10 protein-coding genes are annotated in these 14,301 nt (G+C 43.5%); 3 read left to right on the top strand and 7 right to left on the bottom strand.

Annotated features, from left to right (window positions below):
• Positions 1 to 158 precede the first annotated feature (158 nt).
• The gene (locus AB6D93_RS03345) at positions 159 to 923 is read left to right on the top strand and encodes an aspartate/glutamate racemase family protein (protein ID WP_102333456.1); all 765 of its coding nucleotides are present in this window, start codon (positions 159 to 161) and stop codon (positions 921 to 923) included.
• A 101-nt stretch (positions 924 to 1,024) separates the two neighbouring features.
• On the opposite strand, the gene AB6D93_RS03340 is transcribed toward AB6D93_RS03345, so the two are convergent.
• The 7 genes from AB6D93_RS03340 to AB6D93_RS03310 form a co-directional block, all read right to left on the bottom strand.
• Positions 1,025 to 2,482, bottom strand: coding sequence for a phospholipase D family protein (locus AB6D93_RS03340; RefSeq protein WP_102333455.1), 1,458 nt, complete (start codon positions 2,480 to 2,482; stop codon positions 1,025 to 1,027).
• An 82-nt stretch (positions 2,483 to 2,564) separates the two neighbouring features.
• Positions 2,565 to 4,667 carry a carboxylesterase family protein gene (locus tag AB6D93_RS03335; RefSeq protein WP_102333454.1) on the bottom strand — a complete coding sequence of 701 codons (2,103 nt, stop codon included), beginning with the start codon at positions 4,665 to 4,667 and terminating at the stop codon, positions 2,565 to 2,567.
• A gap of 129 nt (positions 4,668 to 4,796) precedes the next feature.
• The gene (locus tag AB6D93_RS03330; protein WP_102333453.1) at positions 4,797 to 6,455 is read right to left on the bottom strand and encodes a hypothetical protein; all 1,659 of its coding nucleotides are present in this window, start codon (positions 6,453 to 6,455) and stop codon (positions 4,797 to 4,799) included.
• A gap of 326 nt (positions 6,456 to 6,781) precedes the next feature.
• Positions 6,782 to 8,137 carry an FUSC family protein gene (locus AB6D93_RS03325; protein ID WP_102333452.1) on the bottom strand — a complete coding sequence of 452 codons (1,356 nt, stop codon included), beginning with the start codon at positions 8,135 to 8,137 and terminating at the stop codon, positions 6,782 to 6,784.
• Positions 8,138 to 8,146: 9 nt separating this feature from the next.
• The gene (locus tag AB6D93_RS03320) at positions 8,147 to 9,013 is read right to left on the bottom strand and encodes an HlyD family secretion protein (RefSeq protein ID WP_017059803.1); all 867 of its coding nucleotides are present in this window, start codon (positions 9,011 to 9,013) and stop codon (positions 8,147 to 8,149) included.
• Positions 9,014 to 9,023: 10 nt separating this feature from the next.
• The gene (locus tag AB6D93_RS03315) at positions 9,024 to 9,236 is read right to left on the bottom strand and encodes a DUF1656 domain-containing protein (protein ID WP_017059802.1); all 213 of its coding nucleotides are present in this window, start codon (positions 9,234 to 9,236) and stop codon (positions 9,024 to 9,026) included.
• Between the two features lie 219 nt (positions 9,237 to 9,455).
• Positions 9,456 to 10,376: an IS5 family transposase gene (locus tag AB6D93_RS03310; RefSeq protein WP_065583724.1), complete on the bottom strand. Its 921-nt coding sequence runs from the start codon at positions 10,374 to 10,376 to the stop codon at positions 9,456 to 9,458.
• Positions 10,377 to 10,770: 394 nt separating this feature from the next.
• Between AB6D93_RS03310 and aspT the strand changes: the two genes are divergently transcribed.
• Together aspT and AB6D93_RS03300 are read left to right on the top strand one after the other, a co-directional pair.
• Positions 10,771 to 12,486 carry an aspartate-alanine antiporter gene (gene aspT / locus AB6D93_RS03305; RefSeq protein WP_372050288.1) on the top strand — a complete coding sequence of 572 codons (1,716 nt, stop codon included), beginning with the start codon at positions 10,771 to 10,773 and terminating at the stop codon, positions 12,484 to 12,486.
• 151 nt (positions 12,487 to 12,637) lie between these two features.
• Positions 12,638 to 14,236: a bifunctional aspartate transaminase/aspartate 4-decarboxylase gene (locus AB6D93_RS03300; protein WP_102333638.1), complete on the top strand. Its 1,599-nt coding sequence runs from the start codon at positions 12,638 to 12,640 to the stop codon at positions 14,234 to 14,236.
• The last annotated feature ends 65 nt before the right edge of the window (positions 14,237 to 14,301 follow it).

The following is a 14,301-nucleotide window of genomic DNA, read 5'->3' as shown; positions in this document are numbered from 1 at the left end:
GTAATAACCTTTGTGCTTTAGCAAACACAAAGGTAAAAACAATGAAAAAGCTACGATTCGGTGTATTTGGTAATATGGGCCCTGAAGCAGATGCTCTGTTCCAAGATATCGTCGCCAAGAAAGAAATTGAACACGGCGCACTTAAAGACTAAGACCACATGGCCATGATAGTGGTGAAAAACTCAGATATCCCCGCTCGATCTGAAGTGATTAACGAAGGCGGTACCGAGCCTGTGCCTGAACTGATTGAGTCAGCGTGCATTTTAGAACATGCCAATGTTCAGTTTGGCGTAATGACCTGTAACACCGCTCATTACTTTAGACCTGAGGTTCAAAAGCACACCAACGTTTATATCGTCGACATGCTTCAAACCACCGTTGATCAAATCAAAGAGCAGAACTCTGAATCTGTTGTTGGTATTTTATGTACCAACGGCACATACAATTCGGGAATCTATGATCGTTACCTAACGGACGCGAATCTGGTGTTCGTTAAGCCAGATTCCTTTGAGCAAGAGCATAACGTGCATAGTGCTATCTATGGTGAAGTAACCGGTGAGATGACAGAGTGTGGACAAGCAATCCGAGAAACCAACGGGATCAAAGCGGGCGAGTTTGAGCGTAATGCCGCACTGCTTGCTGTAGCGATTCAATCCATCGTAGAGAAGGGCGTTGATACGGTTATTTGGGGATGCACGGAACTTCCTTTGGTTAGAAAGCAACTTGAAACGGCATTTCCAACAGTCACTTTTATTGATCCTATGGAAGCGGTAGCTGAGCGTGTCGTTGATATTTACCGTCTCGCTGAGCAATATGTGGAGCGTGGACATGTGGATTACAACATTAATGATGTTAATTCGATCTTCACAACGCTTGATATGGTGAACTACGTAGCCCAAAGAGCGATGACCTACCGTCTATAAGCTCAGATACGTGTATTTGAAACATGAGAAAGCCGCGAATTACGCGGCTTTTTTACATTTGGACTGGAGAAAATTAAAAATTAAGATTCGAAGCTGAACACTTAAAGCTCGAACTCGCCATTCATTTTTCGAAATAACCAATCAGGTACCTTGTTCCATGAACTGTAGTTCGGGTTCTTAGTATGGATTTGTTCCTCTGAAGCCCAGATGGTGTCACCTGATTGTTCTCGCGACACAGCCCAGAACAACTCCTCTTTCTGACGTGTTAAGTAGTGTGTCACTTGCTTCGCAAACTCTTCACTGTCAACCAACACCCCAAACTCAACGTTGAGAAAGTCTGATCTTGGATCGAAGTTAGAAGAGCCAATATAGGTGACACGCTCATCTAAAATTACTGTCTTGTTGTGGTAGTAGGTATCAACATGAAAGTAGTGATCATCATTGATCGCTTGGCTTTTGTACTCATAGATACTTACGCCCTTGTCGAGTAGAGTCTCACGGTGTTTTTCGTAATACGCAGGCACAAAGCCCGAATCATTAGAAGCCGATGAATTCGTCAGTAAGGTGACTTCGGCTTCGCTCTCTCTAAGTGCGTCGACGAATACAAACTTGTTATCGCTTGGCACCATATAAGGCGTAGAAATAATAACCTTAGATGGTGTCGGTACTTTTTGCTTCATCAAGTGTTCAATACGTTGGCGAAAGTAGGGCTTGTTGTCATTGAGTTTCTCCAGTGAGTCAAATACCGGCGTGACAGAGGCTGAAATGAACTTCGGTTGGTTTAAGCTCTTTATCTGCCTTTCGACTTCAGACGTGATCAATGCTTGATTCTTTTCACCTTTGTTCAACGCTTTGGTGAACGCTTGGTATTGCTCTTTCTCTTTGATTTTAATGCGTTCTTGAATTGGCACTACATGCTCACTGTTCCACAACGCTTGGTAGTTTCGGTCGAAAGCAGCAATCACGTCGCCTTTAAACAGCACATCCATATCAAAGAAGTTGGCACTTTCGCTGTAGCCAAAGTAGTCATCACCGATGTTGCGCCCACCGAGGATCATCGAATGGTGATCAACGTTAAAGTATTTCTCATGCAGTCGATTATCTAACTGTTTTTGATGAGTAGAGAAGTTAAACGCACGACCAATCCAGCCAGCTTTGCGTGACTCAAAAGGGTTGAACAGTCGAATCTCAATATTGGGATGTGAGTCTAATTCTGCTAACCATTTGTCATTAAAAACGAGTAGGTCATCCAGTGTCAGGCGCACGGCCACATCGCGGTCAGCGGCGTGTTTCAGCTCGTTTAACAGCATCAGACCCAGAGTGTCGTTTTCCCAAGAGAAGTAAGTCATATCAATCGAGTGTTTTGCTTGGCGAACCAGATCAATGCGGCGCGCAAAGGCTTCAGGCGCACTCGGGATCAAATAGACTTCGGCTTGATGTTCTGTGCTTTGCCAGTTAGCTTCGAAGTCAGGTTCAACATCGGGGTAAGGTTGGGCACATCCTGTGACCAAAGCAATCAACATTATTGTGCATGCTGTTTTTAGTTTGCTAAGTGTCATAACTAACCTGCGTTTAAATAAAATTTAGATATAAAAACGGCCAGCGAACTGGCCGTTAAAATAGGAGAGGTGTTGAGTATGTTTAGTTTAGGTACCAGTCCCAAGGCATAAGACCTTGCTCTGCTAGACCCGTTAAGCGACCTTCACGAAGCTTAGAATCAACACCTGGGTTAGTGACATAGTCCCAGTCGAAGGTAGTGCTGTTGTCGCTGAATCCTGCACCATCAATGACAAGCACATTGTCGGTAGCATCGCTGTACTGGTAGCTCTGGAACAATTCATCGCTAAACCATAGGCGTGACATTTCGTTCATCATTGCCTTCTCATTACTTGTCGGGTGAATCTCACCACCGTCAAAACGTACAGCTTTGTTGAACACAAACGGCAGTTCTGAACCGTTACACGCACCGCTGATACAACCAATAGTTTTGAATAGATCAATGATTGACAGTTGGTCGTATTCGCCCGTTTCTTCATTTAGACCTGTTTTATAGTTCCACATGTTGAAGCTTGGTTTGTGCTCAAAGTGGTATAGCGTTGCTTCTACTCCGCTGTTTGCTGCCATATGACGAGCTGGACCATTGAACAAGGTGTCATTTAGCAAGGTTTTAAATTGCTTCATGTTGTCAAGAGCGCCACCAAAGCTAGATTCTGAGTTAGGGTAGAAATCAGTTAGAGCCAGAATATCTTGGGTTTGCTGGTGGCTAGTGATCTCAACAATGTCGACCAAGCAACCTACGGTACCCGCAATATCGTTGGTATCAATGCATCCAGTCATTTCAAGTAGATCACCTTCTAGCTTGGCACCATAAAATAAGCTCGTTACTGCGCTGTACGCACTGCTTGGCAATACAAGATCTGCTGAAACTTCATCACTTGCTTGCTCAGATAGTTTTTGTTGCAGAAGAACGATGTTGTTTTCATCTTCTAACCAGTTAACCATAGCTAGAGCTAGCTTTGTTGGATCTTCGTTAGTAAGCAGTTCAGGTTCATCATTTGTTAATAACTCGATGACCGTCGGGATTAAGAACGTAGCGCTAAATAGCATGCCAAAGCTGTTCGCTTCATGTGCATTTTCACCTAGGACAGTTGGTACTGAGAAGCCTGCTTTCATTGGTGACTCTGCTGATTCGCTACAGCTACCAAGGAGACTTGTTTTTTCACACAATATGTATGGAGCAAAAGGCATCAGGTTTGACATTGGCGTCTCATCTGCGGCTGGGCTCAGAATTGGGATTTGCAAAGAACCTAACAACCAATTTTTTAGCTGTTCAATACCATCCAAAGCTGTTTCTTGCGACGCCATGATCTCGTCGACCGAAGTGTCTGCATCAAAGTTATTGTTGCGGCTCTTAGCAACGTCATAACTTGGATACTCGAACCCATACGGGTTGCTTTGCATGATTGCACGTTGGAAATATTGACCTGCGATATCGTCATCTTGCTGCAAGAAACCGATAGACATAGCACCTGAGCCTTGACCCATAACGGTTACGTTTTGAGCGTTACCACCGAAGTCGGTAATATTATTGTGTACCCACTCCAAGGCACGCTTCTGGTCACCTAGGCCATAGTTGCCATCTTTGTAAGCGCCTTTAACCCATTGAGTACCTAACTGACCAAGACGGTAGTTAAAGCTTACATAGATGAAAGGCTTACCATCGTCGCTTCCTTGAGCAACCACGGTATCACCTTGGATGAGCGGCTCTGCACCAGAACCGTATTCGAAATCACCACCGTGGATGAATACATAAACCGGTAGATCTGCATCAGCATCTACGCCTGCTGGGCGCCAGATATTGAGGTTAAGGCAGTTCTCATCTTGTGTTTGTGTTGTCGTTTTTAGTTGAGGACAAGCATAACCGAACTGAGTCGCATCCAAAGTACCTTCAACAAGGTTTACAACTTCACTGTGTTCAAAGCGCTGAGCCTCTGCATATTGAATCCCTTTGAAAGATTCAACGGAAGCCAGTTTGTCGTCTTCGGTATTCGAAGTTATAACCAGTTCTTCTATCGTCGCTTTAATCGTTACGTTACCGATTTGAGCATCAAACGGTTTAGCCGGTGCCGGAACTAACGGTTCGGGCTTGTCTGGGAATGGAACAGTAGGGGCACTATCAGTATCGCAACCTGCTAAGGCAGTAGTAATAGTAAGAGCGATCATTGAACGGTATGCAATAGTCATAAAATGAGTTTCCACAATAGTATTCGGCGTAGTCTGTTTCATCGCTATCTGCGTAGATAACAGAACTACAAAATTTCTTATTAAGAACAACCTGGTTTAAGGGCTAGGCTGGTAATCAAAGTTCGGTGACTAGAATCGGTAGCCAAGATTCAGCGTTACAGCCGAACGAGTTTCGCCTTTGTTGTACAACATGGTCATGTTGTAGTTTTTGCCGATCTGCTTGTTAACACCTGTTAGGAATGCCCACTGGTCGATATCGACGCCAACGTCATAATCAAATTCGATGTCTCCGGTTTTTACGGTGCCTTGCATACGTGAATTTAAACCTTGGTATTCAGCACCCACGAAAAACTGAGCTCGATAATCAACTAATTGGTAACCCAGCATGGGTTGAACCGTGACAATGCCATCTCCCCAATCGTCCACTCCTTTTAGGCGTGTTTGTGAATAGGTACCTGTGACTGAGGCAAAGAACTCTTTGTAACCAACAGATAATGTGGTGCCCGCGCCGCGTAAGTCATATTCAAGATGAAGTGGTACATTCAAACGACCACTGTTACATAAGGCAGAGACACCTTCGCAAAGTGCGTTACCTAGCCCTGGCAATTTGTTATTGAGCTTGTCTTTTAAGTATTCACCTGCGGCGCCGGTATAAGAGGCGTCAACATTCGCATCAACGTTTACCTTTCCTACGTACCCGAATACATTCCAGAATGGCAAGATATTTACGTCGCCGCGTATCGAAACACTTTCCGCTTTGACCGTCGCAACACTGTCTTCCGGGTCAAATAAATCATTCAAGCGCACTCCACCAATCACGTAATCTGTCATGGGTATATCCATATCTTGATTGCGATAAGCCACTGATACGCCGAATGGAAGGGGTAAATCGATACCTTGACGACGCACCATGTCACCCATTAAAGGGAATACTCGATCTAACTTAACACTCGCTTCTTGCATACGAGGATCTGAAACTTCTTTTAGACGCCCTTCATGCAGGACATTAACGCCGTTGTCGTCTTCATAAATTGCGACGGGTTCAGTTACAGCGCTCATGGTCATCGGTTTCGTTTTAGACGTACCCTCGATGTTAATTGTCTTACGTTCAATAACGACTTGACCAGAGTCTAACGTTTGGAAATCAATCACTTGGTAATAGGTATCGACTTTTGACTTACCAAGATTAAATGGCTTGTCGTTGGTGATTACCATGCGTTTTGGTGTGCCGCCTACAAGTTCAATATCAACATTCAAGAAACGGAAATAGGCGATGTCTTGTGGTAAGCCGTATCTCGAATAGTTGAAGCTAATGGTCACGTCGCCGTTGTCTTTTTCATTGACTTTCACTGACGATGGATCGAAGCTTTCTGCATAATTTCTTAGTCGATACTCAGTGCGCGTAAACTCTTCAATTTCATCGATCAGTTTTTCGTTTTCATCCAGCTCTTGCGGGTTGTATTTGATGCGCAGGTCGATGTTGCCTTTGCTGTCTGTGTTTTTTATCAGATAGACGCTTGAGTCACGAACCTCATCGCCAATTTGTATGGTTCGATGTGCGTGTTCAACTAGGTGTTCGCCCTGTACGAGCGAACTGATTGCTAGCTTTGGTAAATCATGACTGATGCCATATTTGTCAAATAGTGCTCGACCTTTTTCCATAACTTCGCTGTAAGTCTTGGTTTCTGCCGCAGACGCAAAATTGGGGGTGGTAAGTAATAGGGCGCTCGCTAACACAGAAAGAGTATGGGTCTTACAGGCGCTGGTGCGTATTTCAAAAAAACTCATGACGGTTTCCACGCTGAGTGGCCTCAAACCTTCGAGACTCAAACAGTCGATGTAATACTGAACGTCGTGTTCAGTTGTTATGTATTTATCCGTTAGGATTGCTAGTGTGAATGTCGCGACTAAAAATGCATTGCGTCAATCAATGAGAGGATTTTAAGAGGAAGTGGCAGATCGCGTTAATCGCGTTTGATGGACGCTATCCTCACTTAGTAATAATTAGCGTTAATTAATTGATTTATAATGATTTTCAATAGATAAAAAAACGGCCTGTGAAGTAAAAATACTTGGCAGACCGTTTTGTTGTGAGTTGTTAAGCGCATTTAGTTCTAAGCAGTTACCCTCACTCTAAATAGATCAGTAAACAACTTCGCTATCATCAGAATAATCAAAATGTTTACGAGCATCAAAAGTGGCGTTTCAATTCCATAAACAGGTGTGAGGTTGAGCGCACCAGATGTGAGAACAACTAATAAGTTAATACCCAATATTCGGTGTACCATGAGCTTAGGTGTCGCGAACACTTTCCATATCACCATAATGTTAAGGAAGTAGAATAGTCCCAGCTCCCATAGTTCTGTCATTAATGGCATCACAAAGATGTATTGCAACAGAACCACCGACCCTGTACCCAACACACCATAAAAAGCGTCCTTAATAACGCTTGGTGGCATGGTCGGCACCATAGAAGAGAATACACCGGCTAACATAGGAAATATGAAACCACCTGGAACTGGAAGATAAATCCAAATCAACAGCGATGTGATAAACATCGACACGCCTTGCAGCACTTTGCGCCCATCTTCATTCAAATGTTCAACAAACGTGCGATGTGCATGATGCCAAGACACGTCTTTATGATCACCTATGACATTGAGTTCACCCTCAACAAGAGATTGTTCTGGTGTTAATACATCGAACGTCTTCAAGTTGTGAGTAAGAACTGCCCATTGGATATCTAAGTCTGATTCGCTGTTACTTTGTTTGAGTAATGTATCTTGGATATGTGCCATTTCATCGATACGCAAGCGCCATGTTTGGATGTTCTCTTTAAGGTGGTAGCTTCCGGTCAGTGGCAGATCTAAAAGTTGATACAGCTTATCAATATTCGCGGTGTTGCTTTCAAGTGCGGCAATGTCGATGTTGTCTGTTTTTTCCATTGCATCTAACAACGCTTGTTTACTGGTTTCGAAACGTTGTACAAAGTTGAGTTCAGTATTAACAGGCCACACGATGCGATACACAATAGAGAACACAACAACACCTAATAGTGTTTCTTGAAGTCTAAGTACAGCAAAGTGAAAGGTGGTTTGGTTATCAAACCCGCCCAGACAAGCAACAATCGAACACACGGTAAACCCTATTGAAAAGATGTAGCCGTATTTCTCGTCACTAGACATGAAAATACAAGTGCCTAAGAACACGGTAAGAAATGTTAGAAACAAAAATCGATCTTGTGAAAACATCGCAATGAGGAAAAAGGCATAACCGGTCCCTAACAAGGTTCCCATTAACCGGTTATGGCCTTTGTTTATTGAATGGGCGAAGCTCTCGTTCAATGCCATCACTGCGACGGCTATCGCAGCCCAATACGGTTTTTCCAAACCAAACCACAACGCTAGGCAGATTGCGATAACGATAGAGAGTGCGACTTTAATCGCGTCTTTAGTCGATGCAGTGAACATAAGAATCACCTAGCTATTTTTGATTATTTTGATCGAGGCAGTCATACCAACACGCAGTTGTACGTCTTCTGGTATTTTGTCTAACTTCACTTTGATAGGGATGCGTTGAGCTAGGCGTATCCATTGGAAGTTTGGATTCACGTTTGGCAATAAATCATTACCTGTGCTGCCGTCTTGCTTCGCGATACCAAAACCAATACTTTTGATATGTCCTTCTAGCTGAACATTGTTGTGCATCATTAAGGTCACATAAGCAGTGTCCTGAGCATCGACACCGACTAAATCAGTCTCTTTGAAATAACCTTCAATCCAGAAGCTATCTTCATCAATTAGCGCAACCACTGGTGAATTCGCGACAACTTGAGAGCCAACACGTAGGTTCAGATTGGTGATATAGCCGTTAGTAGGCGCATATACCTTGGTGTACTCAAGGTTGAGATGTGCTTCTTCTACGTTCGCTTTTGCCAGTTCGACATTTGCGGCGCTGGTTTCTACCGCGTTGTTCAAGTTGTTTAGTGTCAGCACGGGCACGGCACCGGGCGTTCTTTTCTCTAAATTCAACGCGCGTTGCTCTTCGTTTTTGGCTTTGGCGAGTAGGGCAAATGCTTGTTTTTGAGTCGCAAGTGCTTTTCTGTAGGTCGCCTTGTAAATACTCGGATCGATCTCAAAAAGAAGATCGCCTTTTTTTACCTTCGAGTTGTCTTCGACATGCACTTCAATGACTTGACCCGTGACTCGAGGTGTAATCGAGACGATATAAGCGCTGACTTGTCCGTCTCTGGTCCATGGGTTACTTGAGTACGACTGGTAATAGCTATAAACCACAGTTCCCGCAGCAGCCAATAATAAAAGTGTGATGAGATAACGTTTGATCACAGTAAGTGCCTCAAAAAATGGTAATAAAATGGCCGATAGCGCCAGTAAAAATCACGATCAAGCTCAGTTCTGCTATTGCAGGAAAGGCGACGTACTTATGAAGGCCAAACCGTGTCGCGATTGACCCTGTTAGCATTGTCAGTATGTAAGCCAGTGCGATAACCAATAACAGCGGTGGGAAGTAGACTTCATCCCACACAAGCTCATGCGGCATGGTATTCATGGTTCTGTTCTCTATTTGTTTGATGAATGCAACGATAACGGAGTTCGATTTATTGTGATAATCGCTTATAGAGGATCGTACCCATCAAAATCCAACTTTATTCGGTGATTATGCCAACTGCCTCTTTGTTGAGAGCCGTAAGCCAGTAAAACAACGGTAGGTAGGGGCTTTGTTGCGTAATTAAATTTAAAGATAGAACAACCCCGTTTCGCGTATTTCTTAATCAATACGACAAGTTTCAGGCATACCTAACCCAGTAAGCTTGTTCAACGCTTTTATCATCGCGTAAGTTTCACCCACCTGGGCATTGTAATTTCTTAAGCTCAATCGTCCTCCTAGCAACTGTTTAACTCGATACATCGCTGTTTCTGACAATGAACGTTTGTGGTATCCATACCGCTCTTTCCAATACTTATTTGAGCCGTATAATTTCTGGCAACCCACGGCGAGATTTCGAGGATGACCACGCTCCCAGAAGGCTGCCCCTTCTCTTGGGGGAATAAGCGCAACGGCTCGCTTCATCTTAATAGCAGCGCGACACGCTCTCGTGTCGTAAGCGCCATCACCAGACACCTCAAGGATGCTTCGACGTGTTTGTTTCAGTAGGTTCGGGAGTACTTCACCATCTGTAACCGTTGATAAACTTAGCTCGGCGGCAATGATCTCATGAGTGCTTGTATCAACTGCAATATGCAGCTTTCGCCAGACTCTCCGCTTGCCATCCGTCCCGTGTTTTTTGACTTTCCATTCACCTTCGCCATAAACCTTAAGGCCAGTTGCATCAATGGCTAGGTGTTGTATCGCTCCTCTCGCTTTAGTCTTAAATGAGACCTCAACTTGCTTGGCTCTACGACTGATGCAGGTATAATGCGGACAACTTAACGGCACATGGGCTAACCTAAATATCGAGTCGATAAATCCTTGCAGCGCTCTCAGTGGCATAGAAAAAACTCGTTTCACCATGAGTGCTGTCGTAATAGCTAAATCACTGAACCGACGTGGCCTCCCGCGCTTATTCTGTTTGCTTTGCGCCCACCCACTTATTGCTTCTTCATCGATCCAGAAGGTCAGAGAACCACGGTTAATGAGCGATTGGTTGTATTGCTTCCAGTTGGTTGTTTTGTAACAAGGTTTAGGCATAAGGCTACGAGAGAGAGTGGTGGTAGCTGATCAGATCGTAGGTTCTTGATTTAGTTCCATTGAATTACGCAACAAAGCCGTAGGTAGGTTGTCGTTCTTGAAGTGGAAACACTTAATTGAAATTGATTTCGAAAATCATCTACTTTTGCCGGTTTAAGATAAATCTATTTAAACCAATCACTTAAGGTGTAAATTGCACTTCAAAAACTATGCGAACAGTTAAAGTGATGATTTGATCCATCAAATGGGATTACATAATAAAACCTTTTGTTCTTAATATTCGGTTCGAAGCAACGAGATGCTTTATTTATTTTGAATAATCCAACAAATATCATTATTAAGTTATTAGTTAGATTATTTACTCCTTATATTTAGTAACAAGAGTAAATTTGTCATGGACATTATTTCTAATCTGTTTGACATGGCACCATTTGTCGCATTATTTATTACACTCTCATTGGGTTATATGGTTGGTAAAATTACTATCGGCCGATTTGTTTTAGGCGGTGTGGCCGGAACATTATTAATGGGCGTAATTATTGGGCAATTTGGTGTTCAGATTGATCCCGGCGTAAAAAGTATTTTCTTTGCGCTCTTTATTTATGCTGTGGGTTATCAAGGCGGCGCACAATTCTTTAAAGCGCTTAACTTTAGAACCATCAACATTCTGTTGTCTGCGGTTGTTATGACGGTTTCAGGCTTATTGTGTGTACTTGCTGCTGCGTGGTTGTTTGACTTAGATAGAGGTACTGCTGCGGGCCTAGCTGCCGGTGGTTTAACTCAGTCTGCGATCATTGGTACTGCAGGCGATGCGATCGCCCGTTTGGGTGGTGTGTCTGAAGAAGCCAAACATCTGATGCAAACTAACGTTGCTGTAGGTTACGCTGTAACATACATCTTTGGTTCATTAGGTCCAATCTTGATGGTGACTTGGGTATTCCCAACGTTGATGAAGTGGGACATTCGCTCTGAAGCAATTGCGTTAGAGGAGAAAAATTCTAACGGTAAACGTGATTTGGCAGATGGCGAATTTAACGCAGTCACAGCTCTAGTGACACGTGCTTTTAAAGTCACTCACGACGATAAACTGGTTGGAAAAACACTCGCGCAATTGAATCAATCATCACTTGCTGCGTGTATCGAACTTATTGAACGCGACGGAAAAGAGCTGAGTGCAGACAAGTTCACAGCACTTAAAGCGGGCGACCTTGTTGTGGTTACCGGCCGTAGAAATGCGGTTCATGAGCTACAGAGCATGGCGCAAAGTAATGAAGTCGCATTACCGGAAAGCTATGAAGTTATTGAAGAAAATCGTCAACTTATCGCTGACAATCGCAAACTGATTGGTCGTTCGCTAAGAGAGATCAAAGATAGCTCAAATCAACGTTCGTTCCGTGGTGTGTATGTTACAGACTACATGCGTGCTGGTGCTTCAGTCGCCATTACTGATGATCTGATTGTTCAGAAAAACGACGTTATTCAATTAACAGGCACCGCACAAGACATCAACCGAGTTGAAAAACACATCGGTAAGCGTATGGGCTCAGCAACCATGACTGATTTCATCGTACTGGGTTTTGGTATGGTGTTGGGCCTTCTTATCGGCTTAATCAGTTTCAAGATTGCAGGTATTCCAGTAACGATTGGATCTGGTGCAGGTTGTTTGATCTCTGGTTTGCTTGTTGGTTGGTTACGTAGCCGAAACCCACATGTGGCTCAGTTCCCTGCGGGTGCAGCAAGCTTTATTCGTGACTTTGGTTTAGCAGCATTTGTTGGCATCGTTGGCCTCCAAGCGGGCCCTCAAGCAGTTGATACCATAAAAGAACATGGTATGTCGCTTCTGTTCTTGGGTATGGCGGTCACCATCATTCCACAGATTATTTCATTCTTTTTCTCGTACTTTGTATTGAAGATAAAGAACCCAGTAGAAGCGTTAGGTTGTGTGACTGGTGGTCGAAGTGCAAACCCAGCGTTCGCTGCATTGATGGAAAAAACAGGCAACGCAACGCCAGTATTCTCTTTCACTGTGACTTACGCCGTAGCCAACGTGTTACTGACTCTATGGGGACCAATTATCGTCGGCATTATTACCGTTAATGCGGGTATGTAATTAAAACCTACAACTCATTATAGATTTAAAAAATCATCAACTTATTAACAGACCTACCCAATCAAAAATAGGGTAGGCCTGAATAATCACGCTTAAGTAAAACACTTTATTTAATTACAAGTGTTTAATATTAAATTATTAGGTAAATATTATGACTACACAAAATACAACTATCGACTTTTCAAAATTCGCTGATTTAAGCCCATTTGAATTAAAAGACAAATTAATTGAAGTTGCTCAAGCAGTGCCAGATCGTGCTTTACTAGACGCAGGTCGTGGTAATCCAAACTTCCTAGCAACATTGCCACGTAAAGCATTTATTCGCTTGGGTGAATTTGCAGTAATGGAAGCGGAACGTAACTACGCTTACCTCGGTGGTGATTTCGGTGGTATCCCTGATGGCGTGGGTATCGTTGAGCGTTTCGATACGTTTACTAAAGAATACTCAAACGACAAAGGTGTTCAGTTCATCGAGCGCGCACTAAGCTACGCAAAAGATCGTCTAGGCATCCAAAAACAAGCGTTCCTAAACGAACTCGTTCTTGCTTACCTAGCGTGTAACTACCCAGTACCACCACGTATGTTGACTAACATTGAGAAAGTGGTGAAGCAGTACATTGCAGAAGAGATGTATGGCCCAGTTCCAATGACCACGGACTTTGACTTGTTCGCAACGGAAGGTGGTACGGCATCAATGACCTACACATTCCAAACGATGTTCAACAATGGTCTATTGAAAAAAGGCGATAAAGTGGCGCTAATTACGCCAATCTTTACCCCTTACCTAGAAATCCCAGAGCTTTCTGAGTACGAACTAGAGATCGTTGAACTGCGTCTTGATGAGACCACTTGGCAGCTACCAATGTCTGAAATCGAGAAACTGGCAGATACAGACATCAAACTACTTTGCGTCGTTAACCCTGCTAATCCAGCATCAGTGAAATTCTCTGACGAGACTCTAGAGAACCTAACAAACTTTGTGAATGAGCAACGCAGTGACCTATTCATCATCACTGATGACGTATACGGTACATTTGCCGATGACTTCGTTTCTCTATTTGCAAAACTACCATACAACACACTTTGTGTTTACTCGTTCTCTAAGTACTTTGGCGCAACAGGCTGGCGTTTAGGTACCATTGGTATCCAACACAAAAACGTATTTGATGACGCACTAAGTTCTTTCAGCGAAGAAAAACAGTGTCAACTTGATGACCGTTACAAAACACTGACTCCAGAGCCACGTGACATTAAGTTCATCGACCGCATCGTTGCGGATAGCCGTAGCGTAGCCTTGAATCACACTGCCGGTCTATCTCTACCGCAACAAGTGCAAATGGCGATGTTTGCTCTAACTTGCCTAATGGATTCTGAAGGTAGCTACAAAGCAGCATGCAAGCGCATCATTCGTGAGCGCTATACAACTCTATACACCAACATGGGGCTAGAAGTTGAAGAGAACAAAGATCGTGTGGACTACTACACACTACTAGAGTTAGACACTCTAGGTGGCAAACTATACGGTCAAGAGTTCGTTGAATGGTTCAAAGCAAGCGGTAAAGGTAAAGATTTCTTATTCCGTCTAGCTCACGAAACTGGTGTTATTTTACTACCAGGAAATGGCTTCGATACTGTACATGCGTCGGTTCGCGTATCTCTGGCTAACCTGACTCACCATGAGTACGAACTGATTGGCCGCGCAACTCGCAAGGTATTGGACGAGCACTTCGCTGAGTTTCAAGACGCATAAGTTCAAGTCTGGCTTAGAATCAAATACATGATTTAAAGCCGATGACGTCCAACTCATTAAGAATA

The sequence above is a fragment of the Vibrio sp. 10N.247.310.23 genome, from assembly GCF_041467155.1.
In the GTDB taxonomy this organism is placed as follows: domain Bacteria; phylum Pseudomonadota; class Gammaproteobacteria; order Enterobacterales; family Vibrionaceae; genus Vibrio; species Vibrio crassostreae_C.
This window is presented reverse-complemented; position numbering and strand designations above follow the sequence as displayed.

Excerpts from the sequence above, each read along its gene's own strand:
- AB6D93_RS03335 (WP_102333454.1), bottom strand. The coding sequence starts at position 4,667 with ATGACTATTGCATACCGTTCAATGATCGCTCTTACTATTACTACTGCC.
- AB6D93_RS03300 (WP_102333638.1), top strand. The coding sequence starts at position 12,638 with ATGACTACACAAAATACAACTATCGACTTTTCAAAATTCGCTGATTTA.
- AB6D93_RS03345 (WP_102333456.1), top strand. The coding sequence starts at position 159 with ATGGCCATGATAGTGGTGAAAAACTCAGATATCCCCGCTCGATCTGAA.
- AB6D93_RS03340 (WP_102333455.1), bottom strand. The coding sequence starts at position 2,482 with ATGACACTTAGCAAACTAAAAACAGCATGCACAATAATGTTGATTGCT.
- aspT (WP_372050288.1), top strand. The coding sequence starts at position 10,771 with ATGGACATTATTTCTAATCTGTTTGACATGGCACCATTTGTCGCATTA.
- AB6D93_RS03310 (WP_065583724.1), bottom strand. The coding sequence starts at position 10,376 with ATGCCTAAACCTTGTTACAAAACAACCAACTGGAAGCAATACAACCAA.
- AB6D93_RS03325 (WP_102333452.1), bottom strand. The coding sequence starts at position 8,137 with ATGTTCACTGCATCGACTAAAGACGCGATTAAAGTCGCACTCTCTATC.
- AB6D93_RS03330 (WP_102333453.1), bottom strand. The coding sequence starts at position 6,455 with ATGAGTTTTTTTGAAATACGCACCAGCGCCTGTAAGACCCATACTCTT.
- AB6D93_RS03315 (WP_017059802.1), bottom strand. The coding sequence starts at position 9,236 with ATGAATACCATGCCGCATGAGCTTGTGTGGGATGAAGTCTACTTCCCA.